The 24,527-nt window shown below is 69.9% G+C and carries 19 protein-coding genes and 1 tRNA gene; 18 read left to right on the forward strand and 2 right to left on the reverse strand.

Annotation, left to right across the window (positions count from 1 at the left end; all coding sequences use genetic code 11):
- The first annotated feature begins 233 nt into the window (after nucleotides 1–233).
- The 5 genes from ACPCJR_RS09960 to ACPCJR_RS09980 all read left to right on the forward strand — a co-directional run bounded on the left by ACPCJR_RS09960 (nucleotide 234) and on the right by ACPCJR_RS09980 (nucleotide 6,982).
- Nucleotides 234–713: a (2Fe-2S)-binding protein gene (locus ACPCJR_RS09960; RefSeq protein WP_110351108.1), complete on the forward strand. Its 480-nt coding sequence runs from the start codon at nucleotides 234–236 to the stop codon at nucleotides 711–713.
- Nucleotides 710–3,061, forward strand: a complete 2,352-nt coding sequence (locus tag ACPCJR_RS09965) for a xanthine dehydrogenase family protein molybdopterin-binding subunit (RefSeq protein WP_391512008.1) — start codon at nucleotides 710–712, stop codon at nucleotides 3,059–3,061. Before ACPCJR_RS09960 ends, ACPCJR_RS09965 begins: the two co-directional genes overlap by 4 nt.
- A gap of 350 nt (nucleotides 3,062–3,411) precedes the next feature.
- Nucleotides 3,412–5,091: a methyl-accepting chemotaxis protein gene (locus ACPCJR_RS09970; protein WP_391512009.1), complete on the forward strand. Its 1,680-nt coding sequence runs from the start codon at nucleotides 3,412–3,414 to the stop codon at nucleotides 5,089–5,091.
- Between the two features lie 129 nt (nucleotides 5,092–5,220).
- Nucleotides 5,221–5,607 (forward strand): hypothetical protein, encoded by a 387-nt coding sequence (locus ACPCJR_RS09975; RefSeq protein ID WP_391512011.1) that lies wholly within the window; start codon nucleotides 5,221–5,223, stop codon nucleotides 5,605–5,607.
- Nucleotides 5,608–5,836: 229 nt separating this feature from the next.
- On the forward strand, nucleotides 5,837–6,982 hold the full coding sequence (locus ACPCJR_RS09980) for a sensor histidine kinase (protein ID WP_391512012.1): 1,146 nt from the start codon (nucleotides 5,837–5,839) through the stop codon (nucleotides 6,980–6,982).
- 104 nt (nucleotides 6,983–7,086) lie between these two features.
- On the opposite strand, the gene ACPCJR_RS09985 is transcribed toward ACPCJR_RS09980, so the two are convergent.
- The gene (locus tag ACPCJR_RS09985) at nucleotides 7,087–7,362 is read right to left on the reverse strand and encodes a hypothetical protein (RefSeq protein WP_391512013.1); all 276 of its coding nucleotides are present in this window, start codon (nucleotides 7,360–7,362) and stop codon (nucleotides 7,087–7,089) included.
- A 180-nt stretch (nucleotides 7,363–7,542) separates the two neighbouring features.
- Between ACPCJR_RS09985 and ACPCJR_RS09990 the strand changes: the two genes are divergently transcribed.
- Nucleotides 7,543–9,393 carry a pyrroloquinoline quinone-dependent dehydrogenase gene (locus ACPCJR_RS09990; protein ID WP_391512014.1) on the forward strand — a complete coding sequence of 617 codons (1,851 nt, stop codon included), beginning with the start codon at nucleotides 7,543–7,545 and terminating at the stop codon, nucleotides 9,391–9,393.
- A gap of 54 nt (nucleotides 9,394–9,447) precedes the next feature.
- Here the strand turns inward: ACPCJR_RS09990 and ACPCJR_RS09995 are convergent, their stop codons facing one another.
- Nucleotides 9,448–9,957 carry a hypothetical protein gene (locus tag ACPCJR_RS09995; RefSeq protein WP_391512015.1) on the reverse strand — a complete coding sequence of 170 codons (510 nt, stop codon included), beginning with the start codon at nucleotides 9,955–9,957 and terminating at the stop codon, nucleotides 9,448–9,450.
- Nucleotides 9,958–10,224: 267 nt separating this feature from the next.
- Here ACPCJR_RS09995 and ACPCJR_RS10000 point away from each other — a divergent pair.
- The 12 genes from ACPCJR_RS10000 (at nucleotide 10,225) to ACPCJR_RS10055 (ending at nucleotide 24,470) form a co-directional block, all read left to right on the forward strand.
- Nucleotides 10,225–10,302: transfer RNA gene (locus ACPCJR_RS10000), tRNA-Pro, on the forward strand.
- Nucleotides 10,303–10,991: 689 nt separating this feature from the next.
- Nucleotides 10,992–11,723, forward strand: coding sequence for a helix-turn-helix transcriptional regulator (locus ACPCJR_RS10005; protein WP_391512016.1), 732 nt, complete (start codon nucleotides 10,992–10,994; stop codon nucleotides 11,721–11,723).
- Nucleotides 11,724–11,965: 242 nt separating this feature from the next.
- Nucleotides 11,966–12,601 (forward strand): acyl-homoserine-lactone synthase, encoded by a 636-nt coding sequence (locus ACPCJR_RS10010; RefSeq protein WP_391512017.1) that lies wholly within the window; start codon nucleotides 11,966–11,968, stop codon nucleotides 12,599–12,601.
- Nucleotides 12,602–12,720: 119 nt separating this feature from the next.
- On the forward strand, nucleotides 12,721–13,329 hold the full coding sequence (locus ACPCJR_RS10015) for a hypothetical protein (RefSeq protein WP_391512018.1): 609 nt from the start codon (nucleotides 12,721–12,723) through the stop codon (nucleotides 13,327–13,329).
- A 99-nt stretch (nucleotides 13,330–13,428) separates the two neighbouring features.
- Nucleotides 13,429–14,733, forward strand: a complete 1,305-nt coding sequence (locus ACPCJR_RS10020) for a glycosyltransferase family 4 protein (RefSeq protein WP_391512020.1) — start codon at nucleotides 13,429–13,431, stop codon at nucleotides 14,731–14,733.
- Nucleotides 14,734–14,859: 126 nt separating this feature from the next.
- Nucleotides 14,860–15,183 (forward strand): rhodanese-like domain-containing protein, encoded by a 324-nt coding sequence (locus ACPCJR_RS10025; RefSeq protein ID WP_110351099.1) that lies wholly within the window; start codon nucleotides 14,860–14,862, stop codon nucleotides 15,181–15,183.
- A 118-nt stretch (nucleotides 15,184–15,301) separates the two neighbouring features.
- Nucleotides 15,302–16,447, forward strand: coding sequence for an efflux RND transporter periplasmic adaptor subunit (locus ACPCJR_RS10030; protein ID WP_391512021.1), 1,146 nt, complete (start codon nucleotides 15,302–15,304; stop codon nucleotides 16,445–16,447).
- A gap of 163 nt (nucleotides 16,448–16,610) precedes the next feature.
- Nucleotides 16,611–19,820, forward strand: coding sequence for an efflux RND transporter permease subunit (locus ACPCJR_RS10035; protein WP_391512022.1), 3,210 nt, complete (start codon nucleotides 16,611–16,613; stop codon nucleotides 19,818–19,820).
- Nucleotides 19,821–19,988: 168 nt separating this feature from the next.
- Nucleotides 19,989–21,023, forward strand: a complete 1,035-nt coding sequence (locus ACPCJR_RS10040) for an SDR family oxidoreductase (RefSeq protein ID WP_391512023.1) — start codon at nucleotides 19,989–19,991, stop codon at nucleotides 21,021–21,023.
- A 93-nt stretch (nucleotides 21,024–21,116) separates the two neighbouring features.
- Nucleotides 21,117–22,001: an MBL fold metallo-hydrolase gene (locus ACPCJR_RS10045; RefSeq protein ID WP_391512025.1), complete on the forward strand. Its 885-nt coding sequence runs from the start codon at nucleotides 21,117–21,119 to the stop codon at nucleotides 21,999–22,001.
- Nucleotides 22,002–22,663: 662 nt separating this feature from the next.
- Nucleotides 22,664–24,124 (forward strand): methyl-accepting chemotaxis protein, encoded by a 1,461-nt coding sequence (locus ACPCJR_RS10050; protein ID WP_391512026.1) that lies wholly within the window; start codon nucleotides 22,664–22,666, stop codon nucleotides 24,122–24,124.
- A 133-nt stretch (nucleotides 24,125–24,257) separates the two neighbouring features.
- A complete protein-coding gene (locus ACPCJR_RS10055) occupies nucleotides 24,258–24,470 on the forward strand; it encodes a hypothetical protein (RefSeq protein ID WP_391512027.1) in 213 nt (70 codons plus the stop codon).
- Nucleotides 24,471–24,527 lie beyond the last annotated feature (57 nt).

Genomic DNA, 24,527 nt, shown 5'->3' on the forward strand with positions numbered 1-24,527 from the left:
ACCGCCGCGCCGGACCGGTGAACCGCCGTCCCCCGCGACGCCGTGCGAGCACAATCAACGAAGAGCCGGACAGGCGCCTCGCGTCCGTACCGGCCCCTCGGGCCCGAACCACCCGCTCGACGGGCCTTCGGACCGGTCCCGAACAGGCATGATGGGGTTTGGAATCGACGGCCGGCCTGCGGAGGGGCTCCCATCCGCATGCCCGGCATCACCCTGAAACGGTAGATGGCACAATGATAAAACTCACGGTCAACGGAGCCGAGCGCAGCTTCGACGGCGATCCCGAGATGCCGCTGCTGTGGTACCTGCGCGACGAACTCGGTCTCACCGGCACCAAGTTCGGCTGCGGCATCGCCCAGTGCGGCGCCTGCACGGTTCATCTCGGCGGCACCGCGGCGCGGTCCTGCATCACCCCGGTCTCCGCGGCGGAAGGCCAGGAGATCACCACGATCGAGGGGCTCTCGCCCGACGGCAACCACCCGGTCCAGGTGGCGTGGCGCGACCTGAACGTGGCCCAATGCGGCTACTGCCAGACCGGCCAGATCATGCAGGCGGCCTCGCTCCTCAAGGACGCGCCGAAGCCGACCGATCAGCAGATCGACGAGAACATGAGCGGCAACATCTGCCGCTGCGGCACCTATCCGCGCATCCGCGCCGCGATCCATCAGGCCGCCGGCCAGACGGCGCCCGCCGCCAAGGGAGATCGCCTGTGATCCACGAAGCCAAGCTGATGGCGGAACTCGCCGCCTCGAAGAACGCGGCCGGACCCGTCCGCATCGACAATTTCAGCCGCCGCGGCATCATCGGCGGCATGGGCGCCCTCGTGCTCGCTCTCTCGCTCTCGGACCGTGCCCGGGCCGACGAGGGCCAGACCGAGGAACAGAAGGCCAAGAAATTCGGCGCCGACGGCATGCCCAACGGCTGGCGCGACGACCCGAAGATCTTCGTCTCGATCGCGCGCGACGGCACGGTCACCGTCACCAACCACCGCTCCGAGATGGGCCAGGGCGTTCGCACCTCGATCGCCTTCACCGTCGCCGACGAGCTGGAGGCCGATTGGTCGAAGGTGAAGGTGGTCCAGGCCTGGGGCGACGAGACCCGCTTCGGCAACGAGGACACCGACGGCTCGCGCAGCTTGCGCCACTTCTTCCAGCACTTCCGCCATGTCGGTGCCGCCGCCCGGCTGATGCTGGTCCAGGCCGCCGCCAAGCAGTGGGGCGTGCCGGCCTCCGAGGTGAAGGCCGAGAACCATGTGCTGACCCACGCCAAGTCGGGGCGCAAGCTCGGCTACGGCGAGGTGGCCGAGGCCGCGGCAGGCCTGCCGGTCCCGGCCCGCGAGAGCGTGGGGCTCAAGAAGCCGGACGCCTTCCGCTACATCGGCAAGGGCCAGATCGGCCTCATCGACAACCGCGACATCACCACCGGCAAGGCGATCTACGCCCTCGACGTCAAGCTCGACGGGATGCTCTACGCCGTCGTCGCCCGCCCGGCCGTCTACGGCGGCAAGGTCGTCTCCTTCGACGACAGCGAGGCCAAGAAGGTCCCGGGCGTCGTCAAGATCGTCAAGATCGAGGGGGGCGAGATCCCGTCGGAGTTCATGCCGCTGGGCGGCATCGCGGTCATCGCCAAGAACACCTGGGCGGCGATGAAGGGCCGCGAGGCTCTCAAGATCACCTGGGACGACGGCCCGAACGCCGGCTACGACACCACCGCCTTCCGCAAGGAGCTGGAAGCCGCCGCGCGCAAGCCCGGCAAGGTCGTGCGGGTCGCGGGCGATGTCGACGGCGCGATGAAGGGCGCCAAGTCGAAGCTCGAGGCGGAGTACTTCGTGCCCCATCTCGCCCAGGCGCCGATGGAGCCTCCGGCCGCGGTCGCGCGGATCAAGGACGGCGCCTGTGAGGTCTGGGCCTGCACGCAGGGGCCGCAGGCCGCCCACGACCGGGTGATGAAGCGCCTCAACCTCCCCACCGACAAGGTGCGGGTGAACGTGACGCTGCTCGGCGGCGGCTTCGGCCGCAAGTCCAAGCCCGACTACGTGGTCGAGGCCGCGCTCTGCTCCCAGGCGATGGACGGCGCGCCGGTCAAGCTGGTCTGGACCCGCGAGGACGACATCCAGCACAGCTACTACCACACCATCTCGGTGGAGCGGATCGAGGCCGGCCTCGACGACAAGGGCATGCCGGTGGCGTGGCTGCACCGCTCGGTCGCGCCGACGATCGGCTCGATCTTCGCGCCCGATCCCAAGCACGAGCTGCCGTTCGAACTCGGCATGGGTCTCGTGAACAACCCCTTCGCCCTGAAGAACCTGCGGTTCGAGAACCCGGCGGCGAGCGCCCATACCCGGATCGGCTGGTTCCGCTCGGTCTCGAACATCCCGCACGCCTTCGCGATCCAGTCCTTCGTGGCCGAACTCGCGCACGCCGCGGGCCGCGATCCGAAGGATTACCTCCTCGACCTCATCGGCCCGGCCCGGAAGATCGACCCGACCGAGATGGGCGATGTCTGGAACTACGGCGAGGACCCGAAGCGCTACCCCGTCGATACCGGCCGCCTGCGCCGCGTGATCGAGACGGTGGCCGACGGGGCCCGATGGGGCCGCAAGCTGGAGAAGGGCCGGGGTCTCGGCATCGCCGGCCATTACAGCTTCGTGACCTACACCGCAGTCGCCGCCGAGGTGGAGGTGGACGACAAGGGTGGGGTGAGGGTCCACGCCATCGACATCGCCGTCGATTGCGGGCCGCAGGTGAACCCGGAGCGCGTCCGCTCGCAGATGGAGGGCGCGGTGGTCATGGGGATGGGCCTCGCGCTCACCTCGAAGATCACCTTCAAGAACGGCCGAGCCGAGCAGTCGAACTACGACGGCTACGAGGTCCTGCGCATCGACGCCGCCCCGAAGGCGGTGCGGGTGCACCTCCTGCCCTCGAACGACTACGACAGCCCGCTCGGCGGCGTCGGCGAGCCGGGCGTGCCCCCGGTCGCGCCGGCCATCGCCAACGCCGTCTTCGCCGCCACCGGCCGGCGGGTGCGCGAGCTGCCGCTGCGCGACCAGCTCAGCACCTGATCCGTCAGCCTCGGTCCCGGCGGCAGAGCCGGGATCGAGAGGCCGGTCGAGGCCGGCCGTCGAGATCATGGGAAGCGCCCTCGGCGGACCCGTCGCTCTCCAACCGGAGATGCGACGGGTCCGCCGAGGGCGCTTCTGCATCCAAAGCCTCGCGGACGGGATCGGGCGGAACGACCGCCTCGATGGCACGACATCGCAAGAGCGGTTCTCGGAGACGGGCGGCTCGTCACCCGGACCAAGCCTGATCCACGTCACAGCGGCCACATTTTATCCCGCCGCGGCCATCATATTTTACTTATCTTGCACAATCCGGCGCCAGGATCGGCAACCAGAGCAGGAAATGCCCCGGGATGCCCTCCATGTTGCCCGTGACGATCAAAAGCCGGCTGATCCTCATGCTGTCGTTCATGGGGCTGTTGCTCTTGATCTCGACAGGCGTCGGGAGCCTCTCACTCGCCTGGAGCAATGCCAGCCTCAAGAGCAACTTCGAGGACCGGCTCGTTCCGCTGAGCCGGTTCCTGGCCATGCGCGACAGCTATGACCGGATCATCGAATCCTCGCGCAGCGCCGCCGAGGGGCAGAGCGTCCCGAAGGCGGCCGCCGAATCGATCGAGCGCAATGCGCGCGAACTGAGCAAGGCGTGGTCCGACTACGTCGCGACAAGTCAAACCGAGGAGGAGTCCACGCTCATCGCGGTGATGCAGGGGCACATGACGCGCAACGGGACGATGATCGCCGACCTCGTCACGCAGCTGTCGCGCGGGAATTCCGACGCGCATGCCGCCGCGCACGAGACCCTGCTGATGCGGATGCCGCAATTCCAGCAGGCCATGTCGAAGCTGACCGCGCTGCAGGTGCGCGAGAGCCGCGCCGAGTTCGATCGCTCGCAGGTCGCCGCCGGCTGGTCGGGCGCGGCGATCCTGGCCTGCCTGCTGCTGGCCTGCGGCGGCCTCGCCTACGGCGTCCTGACCGTGCTGGGCGGCGTCGTCCGCCCGATCAACGCCATCACCGGCACGATGAGCCGGCTCGCGGCGGGCGACCTCGCCGTCGCGATCGACGGCGCGGCCCGGCGCGACGAGATCGGCGCGATGGCCCGCGCCGTCCAGGTGTTCAAGGATGCGATGATCGCCCGGCGCGAGGCGGATGTGAGCGGGACGCGCGACGCCGAGACGAAGGCGCGCCGCTCGAAGGCCCTCGATCAGGCCACGGCAAGCTTCGAGGCGGAGGTCTCCGGCCTCTCCCTCGCCCTGGCTTCCGCCGCCAGCGAGATGGAGGCGACGGCGCAGGGCATGGCGCGCTCGGCCTCCACGACGACCGAGCAATCGGCGAGCGTGGCGAGTGCGGCCGAGCAGATGTCGGCCAACGTCCAGATGGTGGCCTCGGCCAGCGAGGAGATGGCCTCCTCGATCGGCGAAATCGCCGCGCAGGTCGCCCGCTCCTCCGGCATGTCCGACCGGGCCGCCGCCGACGCCGCGCGCACGGACGCGATCATCCGCAACCTGTCGGAGGGCGCCGAGAAGATCGGCGCCGTCGTCGGCATGATCTCGGCCATCGCCGGCCAGACCAACCTGCTGGCGCTCAACGCCACGATCGAGGCGGCCCGCGCCGGCGAGGCAGGCCGCGGCTTCGCCGTGGTGGCGGGCGAGGTGAAGGAACTCGCCGAGCAGACGAGCCAAGCGACCCGAACGATCTCGGCGCAGATCGGTCACATCCAGAACGAGACGCGGCAGGCGGTCGCCGCCATCCAGGCCATCGGCCAGACCATCGTCGAGCTTCAGACGATCGCGGGCGGCGTCGCCGCGGCGATGGAGCAGCAGGGCGCCGCCACCCAGGAGATCGTGCGCAACGTCGCCCAGGCGGCCCAGGGCACGCAATCCGTCACCGGCAACATCGTGGCCGTCCGGGACGTGGCGGGACAGACCGGCGCGGCCTCGGCTCGGGTCCTCGCCTCGGCTTCCGAACTCACGCGCCGCTCCGAGCAGCTCGGCGCCGCGGTGAGCGGCTTTCTCACGACGGTGAAGGCGGCCTGAGCCCCGAACCGGGGAAGGGGAGCGCCATGCCTCGGGCGCGGGGCCGGCCTCTTCCGCGCTCGGGATGGCAACCCGCGGGCGCCCTCGCGGCTTTCCCCGTCGTATTCGCCACGAAGAGGACGCCCCTCCATGACGCAGGCCGCACGCGCCGCACTCTGCCTTTCGCTCCTGACGACCCTCGTCGCCTCGCCGGCCCTGGCCTCCCCCTGCTCCGACCGGATCGCCACCCTCGACGGGCGGGTGAAGTCCGAGGCGAACACCGCGATTTCGGCCTCCACCGGCAGCAAGACCATCGCGGCCCACCGCGAGGGTGAGGGCCAGACCGGCACCGGCGGTCAGACCGACCGGCGCGAGGCGCCCCCGGAAAAGTCCGCCGAGGCGGGCAAGGGCGCCGACCAAGCCCAGCAGGCCAAGGTCGCGCTGGAGGAGGCCCGCACCGCCGACGGCAAGGGCGATGCGAAGGGCTGCGAGGCGGCCCTCGACCGAGCCGAGGCGCTGCTCAACGCTAAACCCTGAGGCCAAACCCTGCGGCAACGGCCCGGAGCCGGATTCCGGCTCCGGGCGCCCCGTCTTCGGCTCGGGTCGGCGGCGCGAAAGCCGCTGCGGATGGAAGGACCGGGGCCTTCCGGGTCTTTCCATCGGACGTTGAAGGCCCACCTCCCACATTGTGGACATCGTCGTCTGCGAGGGCGGCCCGCGCGCCGACGCGCGCGCGCCCGCATCCTGGGAAAGCCGAGCCGATTCCATGACCGACCTGTCGCCCGAGGCGCTTGACCTCCGGTTGCGCCAGCAGGCGATCCTCTCCGATTTCGGCGTGGAGGCCCTGCGGGCCACCGAACTCCTGCCGCTCCTGCAGCGGGCGACGGAACTCTGCGCACAGGGCATGCAGGCGCAGTTCTGCAAGGCGCTGGAGTACCAGCCCGCCGCGGATCTGCTCCTCGTCTGCGCCGGCGTCGGCTGGGAGCCGGAATGCGTCGGGCGGGCCACGGTCGGTGCCGACCTCGCCTCGCCCGCGGGCTACGCCCTGAAGACCGGCCGCCCGGTCATCTCCAACCACCTCGAGAACGAGACGCGCTTCCGCACGCCCGAACTCATGGCCAGCCACGGCATCCGCCGGGCGGTCAACATGCTCATCACCAACCGCGAGGGCCATTACGGCGTGCTGGAGGTGGACGACACCCGCGAGGGCGTGTTCGGGCCGGCCGACATCGCCTTCATGCAGGGCTTCGCCAACCTCCTGGGCAGCGCCATCGAGCGCCAGCGCTCGGAGGCCCAGCTCAAGGTCGCGATCGAACGGCAGGACCTGCTGAGCCGGGAGATGAGCCACCGGGTCAAGAACAGCCTCGCCGTCGTGGCGGGCCTGCTCGCCCTTCAGGCGCGCGGCACCGAGAACCCGGACGTGAAGAGCGCGCTCGCCGATGCGCGCACCCGCGTCGAGGCGGTGGCGCAGGTTCACGACCAGCTCTGGCGCCAGCCCGACCTGACCCGCATCGACGTGGCGGGCTTCCTCGAAGCCTTGTGCGAGAAGCTCACCGAGACCGCGGGCGCCCACGCGCTGATCTGCCGGGCCGCGGCGGTGACGATGCCGGCCGACCTCGCGATCCCCCTCGGCCTGTTCGTGAACGAACTCGTCACCAACGCGATCAAGTACGCCTACCCGGAAGGCCAGGGCGCGATCCGGGTCACGGCGGCGATGCGCGAGGACGGCGGATTGACCGTCTCCGTCAGCGACGACGGAATCGGCCTGCCGCCGGGCTTCGATCCGCTGAAGGCGCGGGCGAGTCTCGGGATGCGCATCATCGGCAACCTCGCCCGCCAGCTCGACGGAACGCTGGCGCTGCGGCCGGGGCCGGGCGCCCATTTCGAGTTGCGGATGGCCCCGCGCGCCTGACGGCCTCGCTCGAACCGCCCGCCGGGGCGGGATCGCTCGTCCGGCACGCGAAAAGGGCCCGGCGCAGCGGCCGGGCCCTCTCTCTCAACGGCAGGCTTGGTGTCTCAGTTGCCGCCGCCGCTGCCGCTGCCACCGCCGCCGCTGCCCTGCGGCACGGCCCGCGAGGGCTGGTTGGCGTTGCCGCCCGCGGCCGAATTGGTCTGCACCGTGTCCGCCCCGGTGCTGCCGCGCGGAATGGTGACGTTGTTGTCGGCCCCGGTGTTGTTCTGGCCGCCGGCCACCGGTGCACCGGATTGCGGCGCCGCCGGCCCCGGTGCCGCGGTCTGGGCGAGGGCGGGGGTGGCGAAGGCCAGGGTCGCGGCCAGGATCAGAGTACGCATCGATCTCCCTCGTCTCGGTGAAGCGGCCGTCGCTCGCATGCGATGCCGGTCCGATATGCTTCAACAACGATTTCGCGAGGCAATAGGTCCGAGAAAGATGTCGGGGCATCCTTGGCGCCGATCCATTCGACAGACGTCCCGTCTCGCCCTAACCAAGAGGCAAAGAGGGAGGAGAGGACCGTGACGCGACAGGCAAAGACGCGGGCGACGACGCTTGCCGAGGGTCGGGTTTTCCGTCGCCGCGTCGCCGCGCCTCTGGCGTTGCTGGCGTCGCTCGCGGCGGCCAGCGCGGGCGAGGGCGCAGGAAAGGGCGCAGGAGAGGGCGCTCGGCCCCCGCAGGATTGGCCGGCCTTCGGGCGGGATGCCGCCAACACGCACCACTCGCCGCTGGCGCAGATCGACCGCGGCAACGTCGCCCGCCTGCGCCCGGCCTGGATCTTCCAGACCGGCGTGACCGGGACCTTCCAGGCCGAGCCCGTGGTGGTCGACGGCGTGATGTACCTCTCGACCACGGGCAACCACGTGGCGGCCCTGGAGGCGAAAACCGGGCGCGTCCTCTGGACCTATACGCACAAGGCGCGCACCGAGAAGATCTTCGGGCCGCCCTCGAACCGGGGCGTGGCGGTGTCCGGCGGCCTCGTCTTCGAGGCGACCATGGACGGACGGGTGATCGCCCTCGACGCGAAGAGCGGCCGGCTGGTCTGGGACCGGGAGGCGGTGCGCCCGGAGGAGGGCGAGAGCGAGACCGCCTCGGCACTGGCGGCGTCACTCGGCGACAAGCCGGTTCAGGGCTCGAGCCGGCTCGGCTTCAAGATGCCGCCACTCGTGGCCGAGGGTCTCGTCATCGTCGGCGTCACGGGGGCGGGCTACGGCCTGCATGTCGAGGACGAGAAGGGCGGGCTCGACGGCGGCGCCGTGGTCGGGATCGAGGGCGGCTACGGCCGGCGCGGCTGGCTCGCCGCCTACGACGCGCGGACGGGCGAGGAGCGCTGGCGCTGGTACGTCACCAAGGCGGAGGGCTGGGAGGGCGGCTTCGTCGAGAAGACCGCCGACGGGCTGCCGCTCAACCGGGACATCGCCGCCGAGAAGGCGGCCGCACCGCGCCATGCCGAGGCCTGGAAGGTCGGCGGCGGCTCGCTCTGGATGACCCCGGCCTACGATCCGGCGCTCGGCCTGATCTATCTCGGCACCGGCAATCCGGCCCCGCAGAATTTCGGCCTGACGCGGCCGGGTGACAACCTCTACACGATGAGCCTCGTGGCGCTCGACGTGCGGAGCGGCGCTCTGCGCTGGCACTATCAGCAGGTCCCGCACGAGCAGTGGGGCTACGACGTGGCGAGCCCGCCCTTCCTGCTCGACTTCGCGGCCGGGAGCGGGCCCGTGAAGGCGGTGGCGCAGGCGAGCAAGCTCGGCTGGATCTACGTGCACGACCGGGCCGACGGACGCCTCCTGGCCAAATCCGCACCGCTGATCACCCACAAGAACCTGTTCGTGCCCCCGAGCCCGGAGGGCACCGTGGTCAGCCCCGGCCCGCTCGGGGCGGTGTCCTGGCATCCCGTCGCCTACGACGCCGCGGCCGGCCTCGCCTTCGCGCAGGTTCGGCACGGAGCGGCCACCTACACGGTCAAGACCGTCCCGCCGGCCGCCGGGCGCGAAGCCGTCCGCTACACCGAGACCGGTGAGGCGAGGGGCGAACCCAGTTTCTCGACGCTGACGGCCGTCGATCTCGGCCGGGGCGGAGCGGTGGCGTGGTCGCGCAGGGCCGGCAGCCGGCTCTCGGGCGGAACGCTCTCGACCGCGGGCGGCCTCGTCTTCTCTGGCGAGGAGGACGGGCATCTCGACGCCCACGATGCGGCGAGCGGCGACATCCTCTGGCGCTTCCAGTGCGGAGCCGGCATCGGCGGGCCGCCGGTCACCTACGCGATCGACGGCCGCCAATACGTGGCGGTGGCCGCGGGCGGCGCCTCGTTCACCAAAGGCTCGGGCTTCGGCACGGGCGACGCCCTCGTCGTCTTCGCATTGCCGGACTGAAGGTCTCGGACAGCGCCCGCCACCCCTCCTCGCCGCCGTGAGGGCGGGCGGCGATCAGGCCTGCGTGTCGGCGTCCTCGTCCGCTTCCTGGGTCTCGGCCTCATCGTCCGGCTCGCCTTGGGCCGACGGGGCCGGCGTGCCGGCCGAGTAGAAGTCGCCCCGCCGGACCGCCTCGCCGCTATTGGCCATGACGCTCAGATAGGTGTTCAGAGTGTTGGGGGCGACATCCGGCAGGCGCCGGGCGATCTCGGCATGCGACAGGCCCTGCGGTCCGGCCTCATCGAGAAGGGCCTTCAGCCGCCCCTTAGCCGAGTTCGCCCGCGGTCCGCGGCTGCCCCGGCCGCCGCGCCCCGCGCGCGCCGCGCCGTCGCCCGCATCCGCCTTGGACCCGCCGAGCCCGCCCACGCCCTCCAGCGGAACGCCCTCGACGATCGCCGCCAGCGAGCGCTCGGCCACCTTGAGCTTGGTCAACTCGGCCGAGATCCGGTCGTACTCGGCCTGGAGGTCACCCATCCGACTCCGGACATCGGCAAGGGCCTTGGACAGCGTATCGCCTTCGGACATGACGGATTATCGATCCCTGCAGGGCGGTGCCCTGCCTACAGCCATAGCCCGACAGTGCCGTCAACAGCCTCCGGGCCGCCGACCCCTCGGAGAGCGGGCCGATGGCCGGAACTCCCCAGCCGAGTTGACTCCGAAGCCGTCTCGGGATCGGGCCGGCGGCGTCGAGCGCCTCCCGGTCGCCGGACGGTGGCTTCGGCGGCGACCGCCGCGAAAAGGGGTTGCGCGGCCCGAGGCGGAAAGCTAAGAGCGCCGAGCCCTCAGGGGCGTCGGAGTGTAGCGCAGCCCGGTTAGCGCACTAGTCTGGGGGACTAGGGGTCGTGGGTTCGAATCCCGCCACTCCGACCATTCCTTTTCGACGACGAGTCCAGCTTTCGCCTGCCCCGCCGAGGGCATTTCGCGTGCTGCTCGTCGGCCCGGGCCCGGGCGGCCGCGCGATCAGCTTCTTTCTCGATCGACCCGCGATGGCCGCAGCCGTGCCGCGCCCGTCGCGTGACCGGACGGCTTCACTCCATCATCGAGGAAAGAGCCGCGGGCGGCGAGGCGGCCCGGCGCTCCGTGAGCGACACACGTTCGCCCTCGTGTCACGTGCGACCAGCCCGCTCGCCGACGCCGGAATGCAACCTGAAGGCGTTCGAACCGCGTGTCACTGCTCCTGGGAAACAATGGGCGGAGGGTCGAAGGATGCCCGCGGCAGCCCCGTAGGACGGACGCGCGTTCCTCTTGCCGTTTCTGCGAGGGCCGGACGCGCGAAACCTCCCGTTCGGCGCGTCCGGTCCCGCATCGTCTCGCTCCGCCGCGACGAAGGCATCGCCAGACGAACGATGATCGGTTGGTCCAGCCCGGGAGAAAGATGGCGCGAACTGTTTCGGAACCCGATTTTCGACGGCTCATGACCGCCGGAGCCAGTCCCGCTGCACGCGGCGCAAGCAGCCCCGTCAGAAGGCTATAATGCAACTTAAAAGAAATTTTAAACAGCACTTCTCAACTGCGTCATTCCGACCTATCGTAATGGGAATGCATCTCTTTCGTGCGCCATGTCCCGAAAATCGCTCGACCTGACGTTGGAAATCCTCAAATCGCTCGATCGAGCGCATTCGCGTGAGGATGTCCTGCGGGCCATCATGCCGCGATTGAACTCATTTGGGATTGAATACGTCATCTCGTCGATGATTCCCATCAAGCGTCTGCCGGCGCGGACGCAGAAGAACTACGTCATCGTCGAAAATACGCCGGCAGAGTGGAACCGGCTCTACTTCTCCAAAGGCTACATGTACGCGGACCCCGTCGTTCAGGCGACGCTCGGCACGACGACCGGCTTCCAATGGTCGGAGATCGAAGCCGCGTCCCTCGCGGAGCGGCGCTCGCAGCAGGTGATGGGCGAGGCCCGCGAGTTCGGCCTCGGCGAGGGCTTCACCGTGCCGCTCGCGACCCTGGAAGAGGAGCGCGGCGGCCTGACCTTCGCAGGTCCCCGCCTCGACATCAGCCCGGCCCAGCGCGGGGTGCTGACGCTTCTGGCCTCCTACGTGGTCGGGCAGATGCTGCTCATCGACAGCGGCCCCAGCGAGCGCCGGATCGGCCTGACCGCGCGCGAGCGCGAGAGCCTGCAATGGGCCGCCGAGGGCAAGACGGACTGGGAGATCGGCGAACTGATGGGCATCTCGCGCCACGGGGCGGATTTCCATCTCCGCTCGGCCCGGGTGAAGCTCGGCTGCGTGACCCGGGCTCAGGCGGTGGCCGAAGGCTTCCGACGCGGCCTGATCGTCTGACGGGACCGGCGTCTCCACGGCGTCGACGAGGCCGGACGTTGCCTCCCATCTGCAATCCACGATAGAGAGTTTGCGCGCCGATTCGTCGGTCTTCGGCGGCTTCTCGGGCTTTGGCCGGCGGCGGAACCGTGTGCGTCCGGCCGCGAACGTCCGGCCCCGTACAAAACCCTACGGAAACCCGTAGTGATGCGGGGTACCCGGATTTGGGATCACCGATCTTGGATTTGCCAAGAGGTGTTCCGATGATCCATGTCGTGACCGCGGAGAATATGCAGGACTACGCCGGCGCCCTCGATCAGGCCTTCCGCCTGCGGCACCGGGTCTTCGTGGAGGAGTTGGGCTGGAGCGCTCTCGCCCGCCCCGACCGGCGCGAGATCGACGAGTTCGACGACGAGCACGCCGTTCACCTCCTCGCCCTCGACGACGACGAGGCCGTGATCGGCTATTCGCGGCTGCTGCCGACCACCCGGCCCTACCTGCTGCCGATGGTGCTGCCGCAGCTCTGCGAGGGCACGGCGCCCTCGGGCCCGCACATCTTCGAGTGGGGCCGCATCTGTGTGGCCGAGAGCGCCCGCACCTCGGGCCGGCGCCTCAACCCGACCGCGCTCGCCCTCATGACGGCGATCGTCGAGTGGGGCCTGCCCCGCGGCGTGTCGAGCTTCGTCTCCGAGATGCCGACGAGCTGGATCCTGCGCCTCCTACAGCTGCATCTGCGCGCCATCCCGCTCGGTCTGCCACACGAGATCGAGGGCGAGGAAATCGTGGCCGTCGAGGCGGCCTTCGACCGCCGCTCCCTGCGCCAGCTCCAGGCCAAGCGCGGTGACATCCGCTCGGTGCTGGCCCCGTCGCGCACGAGCGTCGCCCGCCTCGCCTCCTGACGGCCGGGACCCGGCGGCGGACGCGCGACGCCCGCCGCCAGAACAGAGCCGCCGCAGCCCGCGCGCCGCGGCGACGTGGACATGATCAGCCTGACGCATCCTGCGCGGGGAGCAAGATTTTGAAACGCAGACGCAGTGACGCCCGGACGGGCGCGAACCCGGCCCTCGTCGGAACGCTGGCGGAAGCCGGCACCGTCGGAGCCTGGGAATGGGATCCGGCCACCGGACACTTCCTTCTGGACGAGGGTGGGGCCGACCTGATGGCGGGCGACGGCGATCTGGCCGGGCGCGCGCTGCGCGGCGAGCGCGCGACCGCCGGTCTCGACCTTCAGGAGGCTGACCGGTTCCTGGCCGAGCTCTTTCGGGCCGCCGAGCAGGGGGAGGACGAGGTCTCGGCCGAGTTCCACTTCGCGGCCGTGACCGGAGGCCTGCGCCGGGTGCTGTGCCGCGGCCGGATCGAGCGGGACGGGCAGGAGCGGCCGGTGCGCGCCGAGGGAACGCTGGTCGACGTCGCCGCGCTCAGCGCCGAGGCCCGCGCCCTGCTGGGGCGCGACAGGGATATCGCGGCCGAGGCCATCGACGAGGCGGCGGAACTGCTCATCGCCGCCCGTCAGGCGATCGACCTGAGCGGCAGCCGCAAGCTGCGCCGGCTCGTCGATGCCGTTCTGATGGAGCTCGGCCGCGAGATCGCGAGCCGGCCAGGCTCCATCGACCGGGCGCAGCATTAGGGCCGCGGGCGACCGGCGCGGAACCGACGTGAGGCGGGGAGGGGACCGGCGCGGGTCGGCGGTCGCCACGGGCCCCGGAACCGGTCTATTCAGCGCCCCATGCCTGCGACCGTCGCCATCGACCTGACCCGCCTCATCACGCGGCTGCGCCATGCCAGCCCGACCGGAATCGACCGGGTCGATCTCGCCTATGCCCGCCACACCCTCGACGGCGGCCCCGAGGGCACGCGGTTCGGCCTCGTCTCGACCGCGCTCGGACCGCGCGTCCTCGATCGCGCGAGCGCCCGCGACATCGTCGAGACCGTCGCGGCGGGCTGGGTGGAGGACATCACCGCCGAGGCGGATCCCGTCTTCCGGGATCTCGCGGCCTGCCTCGCCTCGGACACCCCGCCGGCCCGGACGGCGGGCGGGCGCCGGGGCGGGGGAGGGCTGCATCGCCGCCGGCTTCAGGCCGAGACCCTGCTGCGGGTGCTGCGCGCCGACGGCATCGACCGGCTGCCGCCGGGCACGATCTATCTCCACACCTCCCATCTCCGCCTCGATCTGCCCGCGCGCTTCGACTGGCTCTACACCCGGCGCGACGTGCGGCCGGTCTTCTTCGTGCACGACCTGATCCCGATCTCGCATCCGGAATACGGTCGGCCGGGAGAGGCCGAGCGCCACGCCTCGCGCATGGCGACGGTGGCGCGCCACGCGGCCCACGTCCTCGTCAATTCGGGCGATGTCGGCGAGCGCTTCACGCGCTACCTGCGGGAGCAGGGCCTGCCCCCCCGGCCGGTGAGCGTGGCCCCGCTCGGCGTCGAGCCGGTCTTCTCGGAACGGGGCGCGGGCCTGCCGGGCCTCGCCCGCCCGACCTTCCTCGTCTGCGGCACCATCGAGGCGCGCAAGAACCACCTGCTGCTGCTCAACGTCTGGCGCAGCCTCGCCGAGCGCCTGGGCGCGGCGACCCCGCGCCTCGTCGTGATCGGCCGGCGCGGCTGGGAGATCGAGAGCGTCGCGGACATGCTCGATCGCTGCCCGGCCCTGCGCCCCCATGTGAGCGAGGTCGTCGGCCTGTCCACGCACGGTCTCGCGCGCCTGATGCGCGGCGCCACCGCCCTGCTGATGCCCTCCTTCATCGAGGGATACGGCCTTCCGGTGGTCGAGGCGGCGGCGAGCGGCCTGCCGGTCGTCGCCTCCGACATCCCGGTCCACCGGGAGATCGGCGGACGCTTCGCCCATTTCCTCGATCCCCTCGACGGCCCCGGCTGGGCGCAGGCCGTGACCGCTCTGAGCGAGCCGGGCTCCGCCCTGCGTGCGGAACTGGCCGGCCGGCTGGCGGGCTACGCGCCGCCGAGCTGGGCGGCGCATTTCGAGCGGGCGGACGCCGCGCTGGACCGCCTGCCGGCCGCCGTGGACCTTTGAGCGCGGGCGGGTGTCCCGGCCGCCGGTTGCGCGGCGCAGGCCCGGCGACATAAGAAACCCCGTCGCGCAAGGCCCGCCACGACGGTTTGGGCGGTGAGCGCTCCAGCCCCGGAAAGGTCGGTTGCGATGAAGGTGGTCGACCTCGACCGTGAGACGGTCAAGCAGGGCCTGTCGGACGGCTCACTCCTGCTCATCGACGTGCGGGAGGATCACGAATTCGCCCGCGGGCGCATTCCGGGTTCCGTCTCCCATCCGCTCTCGACCTTCGATGCCGATGCCCTCAAGGCTCTGATCGAGGCGGACGGACGCCGGCCGGTCTTCTCCTGCGCCTCCGGCGTGCGCTCGGTCCACGCCATCGCCGCCGCGCAGCAGGCCGGACTCGACCTGAACGAGCATTACGCCGGTGCCTTCAAGGACTGGTACGGGTCGGGAGAACCGATCGAAGGTTAACAATTGCTGGCACGAAGCGCCGTTCCGCGACGACTTGCGAGAGAATCGGCGGCTATGTGCGCGAGCGCACGCCCCATACGGCGCTGCCGGGACTAGGCCGCGCCATGCAGGGAACCGAATGATGCGCAGCCTCAGGCCACTTCTCCTCGCCACGCCGCTGGCTGTCGTCGTCCTCCTGGGCGCTGGCGCCGCCCAGGCGCAGATGCCGGGAGCCCCGCCGCCGGCCGTGACGGTCGCCAAGCCGGTGGTGCGGGAGATCGTCGAGCAGGACCAGTATACCGGCCGCTTCGACCCGATCGAATTCGTCGAGGTGCGCGCCCGCGTGACGGGCTACCTCGACAAGATCATGTTCCAGGACGGCGCGGACGTGAAGAAGGGCGAGGTGCTCTTCATCATCGACCGCCGGCCCTACAAGGCGGCGCTGGAGCAGGCGCAGGCCGCGCTGGTCTCGGCCAAAGCGCGTCTGTCCTTCACGCAGACCGACCTCGAGCGCGCACAGGTGCTCTCGCGCGGCGGCAATATCTCCGAGCAGGTCACCGACCAGCGCCGCCAGGCCTCGCAGACCGCGCAGGCCGACGTGGACAGCGCGGAAGCCGCGCTTCGCAACGCCCAGCTCAACTACGACTTCACGGAAGTGAAGTCGCCGATCAACGGGCGGATCAGCCAGCGTCTCGTCACCGAGGGCAACATCGTCAGCACCGACCAGACGATCCTGACCCGGATCGTCTCGCTCGATCCGGTCTATTTCGGCTTCAACGTCGATGAGCGCTCGTTTCTGAAGTACCAGGACACCCTCGGCATCGGCATGGGCCAGATGCAGCGCGGCAAGGGTGCCCCGGTCCTCATCGCCCTGTCCGGCGAGGAGAAGCCGACTCGCAAGGGCACGCTCGACTTCGTCGACAACCGGGTCGACAACCAGACCGGCACGATGCTCCTGCGCGCCACCGTCGAGAACCCCGACCGGTTCATCAAGCCGGGCCTGTTCGGCATCGTCTCGATGCCCGCGACCAAGCCGTTCAAGGGCATCATGATTCCCGACGAGGCGGTCTCGGCCAACCAGGACAAGCGCATCGTCTACGTGCTCGGCGAGGGCGACAAGGTCGCGGCCAAGACCGTGAAGCTCGGGCCGATCGTCGATGGATACCGCGTGGTCCGCGATGGCGTGAAGGCTGACGACCTCGTGGTCGTCAACGGCGTCGCCAAGATCCGCCCCGGCGCCCAGGTGAAGCCCGAAACGGTCGAGCTGCCGCCGACGAAGAAGTGACGCTGCAGTGACGGCCGCACCGCCGCGGGGGCGAGGCGGGCAGCGGCCGAGAGGATTCGAGCGCCGACGCTCCCGGACCGACCGGGTGGCGCCGGCCTGGACGCAGACGGCAAGCCGCACGGGTTGCGCCAGCGCGCGCACCGGCCGGCGAGAGGTTTGAACGATGCGTTTCGCCCATTTCTTCGTCGACAGGCCGATCTTCGCTTCGGTGACGTCGATCGTCTTCCTGCTCGTCGGCTACGTCGCCTACCTGGCGCTGCCCGTGGCGCAGTATCCCGAGATCGTTCCGCCGACGGTGACGGTGCGCGCCTCGTTCCCCGGCGCCAACGCCGAGACGGTCGCGGCCACGATCGCCACGCCGCTGGAGCAGGAGATCAACGGCGTCGACAACATGCTCTACATGACGTCGTTGTCGACCAACGACGGCGCCATGCAGCTGACCGTGACCTTCAAGGTCGGCACCAACCTCGATATCGCGAACGTCCTGGTGCAGAACCGCATCTCGGTGGCGCAGCCGCGCCTGCCGCCCGACGTGCGCAACCTCGGCGTGACCGTCCGCAAGGCCTCGCCCGACCTGATGCTGGTCGTGCACCTGCTGTCGCCCAAGCGCACCTACGACCAGAACTATCTGGCCAACTACATCTACCTCAACATCCGCGACGAGATGCTGCGCCTCAATGGCGTCGGCGACATCACGGTCTTCGGCGGCAACGAGTACGCCGAGCGGATCTGGATCGACCCGCAGAAGATGGCCGCCTACGGCCTGACCACCACCGATATCACGAGCGCGCTGCAGGAGCAGAACGTCCAGGTCGCCGCCGGCCAGCTCAACGGGCCGCCCGCCGCACCGGGCGCCGCCTTCCAGCTCGTGGTGCAGTCGCAAGGGCGCTTCCAGTCGCCCGAGGAGTTCGCCGACGTCATCGTCAAGGCGAGCGAGGGACGCCTGGTGCGCATGCGCGACATCGCCCGCGTCGAGATGGGCCAGAAGGACTACACCACGAACTCCTTCCTCAACGACACGCCCGCCATCGGCATCGGCGCCTTCCAGCGGCCGGGCACCAACGCGCTCGAGGCCGCGGAATCGGTCAAGGCGACGATGGAGCAGTTGAAGAAGAACTTCCCGCCGGACGTCGAGTACCGCATCGCCTACAACCCGACGGAGTTCATCGAGGAATCGATCCACGAGGTCTACAAGACCCTGTTCGAGGCGGTCCTCCTCGTCGTCATCGTGGTGCTGGTGTTCCTCCAGAGCTGGCGCACGGCGCTGATCCCGGTGATCGCGATCCCCGTGTCGCTCGTCGGCACCTTCGCGGTCATGGCCGCGCTCGGCTTCTCGCTCAACAACCTGACCCTGTTCGGGCTCGTGCTCGCCATCGGTATCGTGGTCGACGACGCCATCGTCGTGGTGGAGAACGTCGAGCGCAACATGGCCGAGGGTCTGTCCCCCGGCGAGGCGGCTCACAAGACCATGGACGAGGTGGGCTCGGCGGTCATCGCCATCGCCCTGGTGCTCGCGGCGGTGTTCATCCCCACCGCCTTCATCCCCGGCATTTCGGGCCAGTTCTACAAGCAGTTCGCGCTCACCATCGCGGCGTCGACCATCATCTCCGCCTTCAACTCGCTGACCCTGTCGCCGGCGCTCTGCAAAATCCTGTTGAAGCCGCACCACGAGCACAAGAAGCCGAGGTTCTTCCTCACGCGCTTCGTCAACTGGCTGGCGCACATGTTCAACAGCGGCTTCGACTGGCTGTCGGACCGCTACGCCAGCTCGATCCGGTTCCTGACCGGAACGGGCATCGGCGTGATCGCGATGCTGATCCTCTACGCGGGCGTGATCGCCGGCACGCTGCACCTCGTCCGGACGACGCCCACGGGCTTCATTCCGGACCAGGACCAGGGCTACCTCATCGGCGTCGTGCAGTTGCCGTCGGGCGCCTCGCTCGAGCGCACGACGGAGGTCGTGAACAAGGCCGCCGCGATCGCCCGCAAGATCGACGGCATCACCAATACCGTCATCATCGCCGGCTTCGACGGTGCCACCTTCACCAACACCACCAACGCGGCGGTGATGTTCCTCACCCTCAAGGGTGCCAAGGAACGGGCCCAGCAGGGGCGGAGCGCCGCGGTGATCACCGGCGACGTGATGAAGGCCACCGCCGGCATCCAGGAGGCCCGCGTCATCGTCATCCCGCCGCCGCCGGTGCGCGGCCTCGGCCAGGGCGGCGGTTTCAAGATGCAGATCGAGAGCCGTCAATCCTCGGAGATCGGCCCGCTCCTCGCGGCCGCCGGCGAGGTGATGGGGCAGGCCAACCAGAGCAAGGACGTGACGCGCGTCTTCACGACCTTCGGCAACGACACGCCGCAGCTCTACCTCGATATCGACCGCACCATCGCGCGCATGCTCAACGTACCGCTGCCCAACGTCTTCTCGACGGTCCAGGCCGCGCTCGGCGGCGCGTATGTCAACGACTTCAACACGCTCGGCCGCATCTATCAGGTGCGCGTGCAGGGCGACGCACCCTTCCGCATGTCCCAGCGCGACATCGAGCAGTTGAAGGTTCGCTCCTCCACCGGTGCGCTGGTGCCGATGGGGACCCTTGCCTCGATCCGTGAGATCACCGGCCCGCAGATCGTCCAGCGCTTCAATCTGTTCTACTCGGTCCCGCTTCAGGGCGTGGCCCAGCCCGGCGTCTCGACCGGTCAGGCCCTCGACACCATGGAAGAGATCGCCAAGCGGGCCCTGCCCGAGGGCTATTCCTACGACTGGACCGAGATCGCCTATCAGCAGAAGGCGGCGGGCAACACGGCCATCTACGTCTTCGCGCTCGGCGTGCTGCTCGTCTTCCTCGTGCTCGCGGCGCAGTACGAATCCTGGGCGCTGCCGTTGGCGATCCTGCTGGTGGTGCCAACCGGGGTGCTCGCCGCCCTGTTCGGGGTGCAGCTGAGGGGACAGGACAACAACATCCTGACCCAGATCGGACTCATCGTGCTCATCGGTCTGGCCGCCAAGAACGCGATCCTGATCGTGGAGTTCGCCCACGACATCGAGGAAGGCGAGCACAAGGGGCCGGTGGACGCCGCGGTCCAGGCCTGCCGCCTGCGCCTGCGCCCGATCCTGATGACGGCCTTCGCCTTCATCCTCGGCGTGCTGCCGCTGGTGATCGCCACGGGCCCCGGCGCCGAGATGCGCCAAGCGCTCGGCACCGCGGTGTTCTTCGGGATGATCGGCGCGACCTTCTTCGGCCTGTTCCTGACGCCGGTCTTCTACGTGGTGATCCGCAAGACGGTGATCTGGATCGGAAGGAAGCGCGGCAAGGATCCGCACGGCAAGGATTCCCACGGCGCGCCGAACGGAGCCCCGGCCCACGGCTGAACCCGAACCGACGTCCCGAACCTCATAGAAGGCCCGCCGATCCCGGATCGGCGGGCCTTCTCGCGTTCGGCCGAGCCTCGCCCCCGTGACGAAGAGGCCGGCGGTCGCACGGCAACCTCCCCGCGACGGCCCGCATTGTCGCGGCGAGAGAGTGGCGGGAGGTGCGTCTTGGTCGCGAGCAACAGGACGGGCGGGCCCCGCGTCGCCGTCGTCACGGGCGGCAGCGCCGGCATCGGCCTCGCGACCGCCCGGCATTTCGCTCGGCACGGCTGGTCGGTGGCGATCCTCGCGCGCGATGCCCGACGCCTCGACGCGGCCGCGGCGATGCTCGCCCGCGAGGGTACCGCCGTGCTCGCGATCCCGGCGGACGTCGCCGATGCCGAGGCGATCGAGGCCGCCGCCGACCGGATCGAGCGGGAGCTCGGGCCCATCCGGGCCTGGATCAACAACGCCATGACCACGATCGTGAGCCCGGCCGACCGGATCACGCCCGAGGAGTTCCGCCGCGTCACGGAGACGACCTATCTCGGAGCCGTGCACGGCACGCTCGCCGCGCTGCGCCGCATGAAGCCGCGCGACCGCGGCGTGATCGTGCAGGTATCCTCCGGCCTCGCCATCCGCGCGGCGCCGCTTCAGGCGCCCTATTGCGGGGCCAAGTTCGCGCTCAGCGGCTTCACCGATTCCCTGCGCGCCGAGCTGATCCACGAGAGGAGCGCGGTGGCGCTCAGCGTCGTCTACCTGCCCGCAGTCAATACGCCGCAATTCGGCTGGACCCGGACCCGCACCGGCCACGGGCAGCGCGCCCCGGACCCGGTCTTCGATCCGCGCCTGTGCGCCGAGGCGATCTATCACGCCGCCACGCGGCCGAGCCGCGAGATCTGGGTCGGGCGAACCTCGGTGCTGATGGCGGCAGCGCAGGCCCTGTGGCCCTCCTACGCCGACCGCAAGGCGGCCGAGGGCTGGGACGCCATGATGGAGAAGGAACCGGTTCCGGATCGCCGCGGCAACCTCGACGCGCCGGTCGCGGGCGGGGCGATCATCGACGGCGCCGCGCGGGAGCGGACCAAGGCGACCCGCTCGGAGTTCTGGACGAGCCGGGAGCGCGACACCCTGGTGTTCGGTCTGGCGGGCGCGGCCGTGCTCGGGACCGCGCTCGCGGTGCGCGCCTTAAGCAAACCCTTGCGCCTGCTGCCCCGTCCCTGACGCGCGCGCCCGGCTCTTCCGTCGGGCGGTCCGCGCGGCTAGGACCGTTGCCGCTCTCCGGCCCGCGCGCGGGCGCTCCACGAGGACACGCCCTTGCCCGGTTACCTTCCCTTCGCCGGCGCCCTGAAGCTTCCCGCCTACGCGTGCGACAATTGCGGCTTCTGGCAGCGCCACTTCGCGGCGCCGCCGAGCTGCCCGATGTGCCTCGATGCCCGCCACGTGGTGCCGCAGGACGGCTGGCGCTTCCGCACGGAGCGGGAGGCGCAGGCGGCCTTCCCCTGCCACTGGGAGGAGCTGGAGCCCGGCGTGTGGCGCTTCTGGAACGAGCCCGTCTCCGGCATCGGCCCGAGCGCCTACCTGATCCAGACCGACGACGGGAACATGGGCTTCGAGGGCTGCCCCGTCTTCAGCGCGGCGGCGCTCGACCAGATCGAGCGGCTGGGCGGCATGAAGGTGCTCTCCGCCTCCCACCCGCACTCCTACGGGGCGCTGGTGCAGCTGCAGGACCGCTTCGACCCGGAACTCTGCCTGCCGGCCGCCGACTTCACTTGGAGCGCGGCACTTCAGGTCTCCTGGCCCTACGACGACTTCCTGGAGCCGCTGCCGGGCCTCGAACTGCACCGCACGGCGGGCCATTTCGACGGCCACGCGGTCCTGTTCGACCGTTCGCGAAAGATCTGCTTCTGCGGCGACGCGCTCAAGTTCGAACTCGATCCCGAGAACGTTCGGCGGGCGCGGACGATCTCGGCCCACAAGGCCTTCGTGCGCGGCGTGCCGCTGACCGTGAACGAGTTGCGCCGCTACCGCGACGTGTTCGAGCGCCTCGACTTCACCCAGACCTGGACGCCGTTCGAGCCGGCGGCCAATGTCGGACGGACCGAGGTGCTGGCGCTGATCGACGCCATGCTCGGCAGCCGTCCTCACGCGGCGCCGGTCGCGCTCGACGCGCTCGACCGCCGGGGGCGAGACTCCGCCTGAGCGCGTGTTTTCGGCGCCGCGCTCCTCGATCGAGGTGCCGCGCCTCCGGCTGTCCCGCGCCGTTCGCACGCCTGCTCCGACGTGACCGGCCTCATGCGATTTCCGTTTGATCGCTTCGGTCTCTTCCTTCGTCCTTGCGAGGCGAGACGTAAGCAATCCAGGGCTCCGCACTGTCCGGACAGGGCGCGCTCTGGGTCGCTTCGGCTCCGCCTCGCAAGGACGAAGTGGGGCGAAGGCCGAGGCGATCAAACGGAGATGAAATCCGGTCGATCCGTTCGGGATGGCCAATGTGAGTTTTGGACGGTTCTCTCCTCAAGCGACGCTTGGGCTGAAGGTCCCGCTTTCGCTCGGATCGAGCAGGGACCGTATCGGTCACGGAAACAGATATTTCCACATCACCGGCTTATCATCTTATGTTATAAAACAAGTCGACAATTGCAACTAAACCTTCCGCCCTGCGGTAAATATTGGCAAAAGCGCTCGGATTTCGAGCCGACGACCCTGTCGTTAACCTGTAATTAAATCCGCCATCAAATATTCGACCTGGGATCGGAGACCGAGAGTCGGACCAAACGCGACCCGGGCCCCTTTTCCGATCAATGACTTCGATCGCTCCTCACGACATGGCAGCAGGAGGACGGTCGCGTCACGGGGGTTGCCTGATGTTTCGCAAACCGAGATTCGACGACGCGAAAGCCAAGCTCGACGCGCTCGACCGTTCGCTCGCCACCATCGAGTTCGCCATGGACGGCACGGTTCTGAGAGCGAACCAGAACTTCCTCGGCGTGCTCGGCTACACGCTCGACGAAATCGTCGGACGGCACCACCGGATCTTCGTCGATCCCGAGCACGCCGCGAGCGCCGATTATGCCCGGTTCTGGGAGAACCTGCGCAACGGGCAATACGCCTCGGGCGAGTTCGCGCGGCTCGACAGGGCGGGCCGGCGCGTATGGCTGGAGGCGACCTACAACGCCGTGCTGGACACGGACGGCCGACCGATCCGGGTCATGAAGTTCGCGACCGACATCACCGTCAAGAAGAACGAGACCAACCGCCTGATGACGATGATCGACGGCATGCCCATCGCCGTCATGACCGCCGATCCGCGGGACGATTTCAAGATCAACTATCTGAACGCGACCTCGCGCACCACGCTCGGCACGATCGAGCGGCATCTGCCGATCAAGGTCTCCCAGATGCTGGGCCAGTCCTTCGACGTGTTCCACAAGAACCCCCACCATCAGCGGGCCATGCTGGCGGATGCGAGCCGGCTGCCGCACCGGGCCCGGATCAGGGTCGGTCCCGAGACGCTCGACCTGCGCGTCTCGGCGATCAACGGACCCGACGGCCGCTATCTCGGACCGATGATGACCTGGGCGGTGGTGACCGCACAGGTCGAGATGCAGTCGGAAGTCTCGCGGGTGGTGGAGGCGGTGGGCGGCGCGGTCGAGCAGATGCAGCGCTCCGCCGAGGGGCTGGCCGGCGCGGCGGAGGAGGCCCGGCAGCGCGCCGCCTCGGTGGCGGCCGGCTCGCAGCAGATGACGGCCTCGATCCAGGAGATTTCGGGGCAGGTGGGCAGCGTCTCCGAGCGGGCCCAGCGCATCGCGGTCCAGGCCGAGACGACCGATGCCACCGTCCGGCTCCTGGCCGAGAACGCCCGCAAGGTCGACGCGGTGGTGGCGATGATCCGCACGATCGCCGACCAGACCAACCTGCTGGCGCTCAACGCCACCATCGAGGCGGCCCGCGCCGGCACCGCCGGGCGCGGCTTCGCGGTGGTGGCCGCCGAGGTGAAGGCGCTCGCCGAGCAGACCGCTCGGGCCACCGGCGAGATCTCCGGGCAGATCGCCGCAATCCAGAGCGCCACCGGCGAGGCGGTCGACGCCATCGGCACCATCACCGCCGCCGTCAGCGAACTCTCCGGCCTGACGCTGGCGATGGCGAGCGCGGTGGAGGAGCAGGCGGCCTCGACTCAGGAGATGTCCGGCAACATCGTCGGCGTGTCCTCGGCCGCGAACGCCACCGGCCATCTCGTCGAATCCGTGCGCCGCATCGCCGACAACCTCTCAGCCCATTCCGCGAGCCTGGGTGCCAGCGTCGAAACCTTCATCAAGGCGGGGTGAGGGACGGGCGCCCGGTCATCCTCCATAGCCGAGTGCCGCGCGGCACGGGCGGCGCGGCGCGATGCAACCGCAGGCCGGCAGGCGGCTTATAGCCACTCCCGCCCTTCGGCGGAGAGGCAGCGCGGCACCCGCCATGATCGAGACCACCTCCCTCCTTCCGCCCGATTCCGGCCTGCGGGCGAATCCGGTGCTCTTCGGCGTCTCGGAAGCCCTGGCGTACCTGCTGCCGCCCCCGGAGGCTTGCCGCCTCGCCGCGGAGGGGCCGGGATGCGAGGCGGCCGACACGCCTGCGAGCGACCCGGCGGAAGCCGGCGCCGGTCCGGTCAAGGCCGCTCAGCCGAGCTGAGGGTTCGGGCGCCCTGTTGCGGCCACCTTCCTGGCCAGACTGCGCCGCGACACGTTT

The sequence above is a fragment of the Methylobacterium sp. NPDC097929 genome, assembly GCF_049543375.1.
In the GTDB taxonomy this organism is placed as follows: Bacteria; Pseudomonadota; Alphaproteobacteria; order Rhizobiales; family Beijerinckiaceae; genus Methylobacterium.

Bases quoted from the DNA above. Each gene is read 5' to 3' on its own strand.
- ACPCJR_RS09960 (WP_110351108.1), top strand. From the start codon at position 234: ATGATAAAACTCACGGTCAACGGAGCCGAGCGCAGCTTCGACGGCGAT.
- ACPCJR_RS09970 (WP_391512009.1), top strand. From the start codon at position 3,412: ATGCCCTCCATGTTGCCCGTGACGATCAAAAGCCGGCTGATCCTCATG.
- ACPCJR_RS09975 (WP_391512011.1), top strand. From the start codon at position 5,221: ATGACGCAGGCCGCACGCGCCGCACTCTGCCTTTCGCTCCTGACGACC.
- ACPCJR_RS09980 (WP_391512012.1), top strand. From the start codon at position 5,837: ATGACCGACCTGTCGCCCGAGGCGCTTGACCTCCGGTTGCGCCAGCAG.
- ACPCJR_RS09985 (WP_391512013.1), bottom strand. From the start codon at position 7,362: ATGCGTACTCTGATCCTGGCCGCGACCCTGGCCTTCGCCACCCCCGCC.
- ACPCJR_RS09995 (WP_391512015.1), bottom strand. From the start codon at position 9,957: ATGTCCGAAGGCGATACGCTGTCCAAGGCCCTTGCCGATGTCCGGAGT.
- ACPCJR_RS10005 (WP_391512016.1), top strand. From the start codon at position 10,992: ATGTCCCGAAAATCGCTCGACCTGACGTTGGAAATCCTCAAATCGCTC.
- ACPCJR_RS10010 (WP_391512017.1), top strand. From the start codon at position 11,966: ATGATCCATGTCGTGACCGCGGAGAATATGCAGGACTACGCCGGCGCC.
- ACPCJR_RS10020 (WP_391512020.1), top strand. From the start codon at position 13,429: ATGCCTGCGACCGTCGCCATCGACCTGACCCGCCTCATCACGCGGCTG.
- ACPCJR_RS10025 (WP_110351099.1), top strand. From the start codon at position 14,860: ATGAAGGTGGTCGACCTCGACCGTGAGACGGTCAAGCAGGGCCTGTCG.
- ACPCJR_RS10030 (WP_391512021.1), top strand. From the start codon at position 15,302: ATGATGCGCAGCCTCAGGCCACTTCTCCTCGCCACGCCGCTGGCTGTC.
- ACPCJR_RS10035 (WP_391512022.1), top strand. From the start codon at position 16,611: ATGCGTTTCGCCCATTTCTTCGTCGACAGGCCGATCTTCGCTTCGGTG.
- ACPCJR_RS10050 (WP_391512026.1), top strand. From the start codon at position 22,664: ATGTTTCGCAAACCGAGATTCGACGACGCGAAAGCCAAGCTCGACGCG.
- ACPCJR_RS10055 (WP_391512027.1), top strand. From the start codon at position 24,258: ATGATCGAGACCACCTCCCTCCTTCCGCCCGATTCCGGCCTGCGGGCG.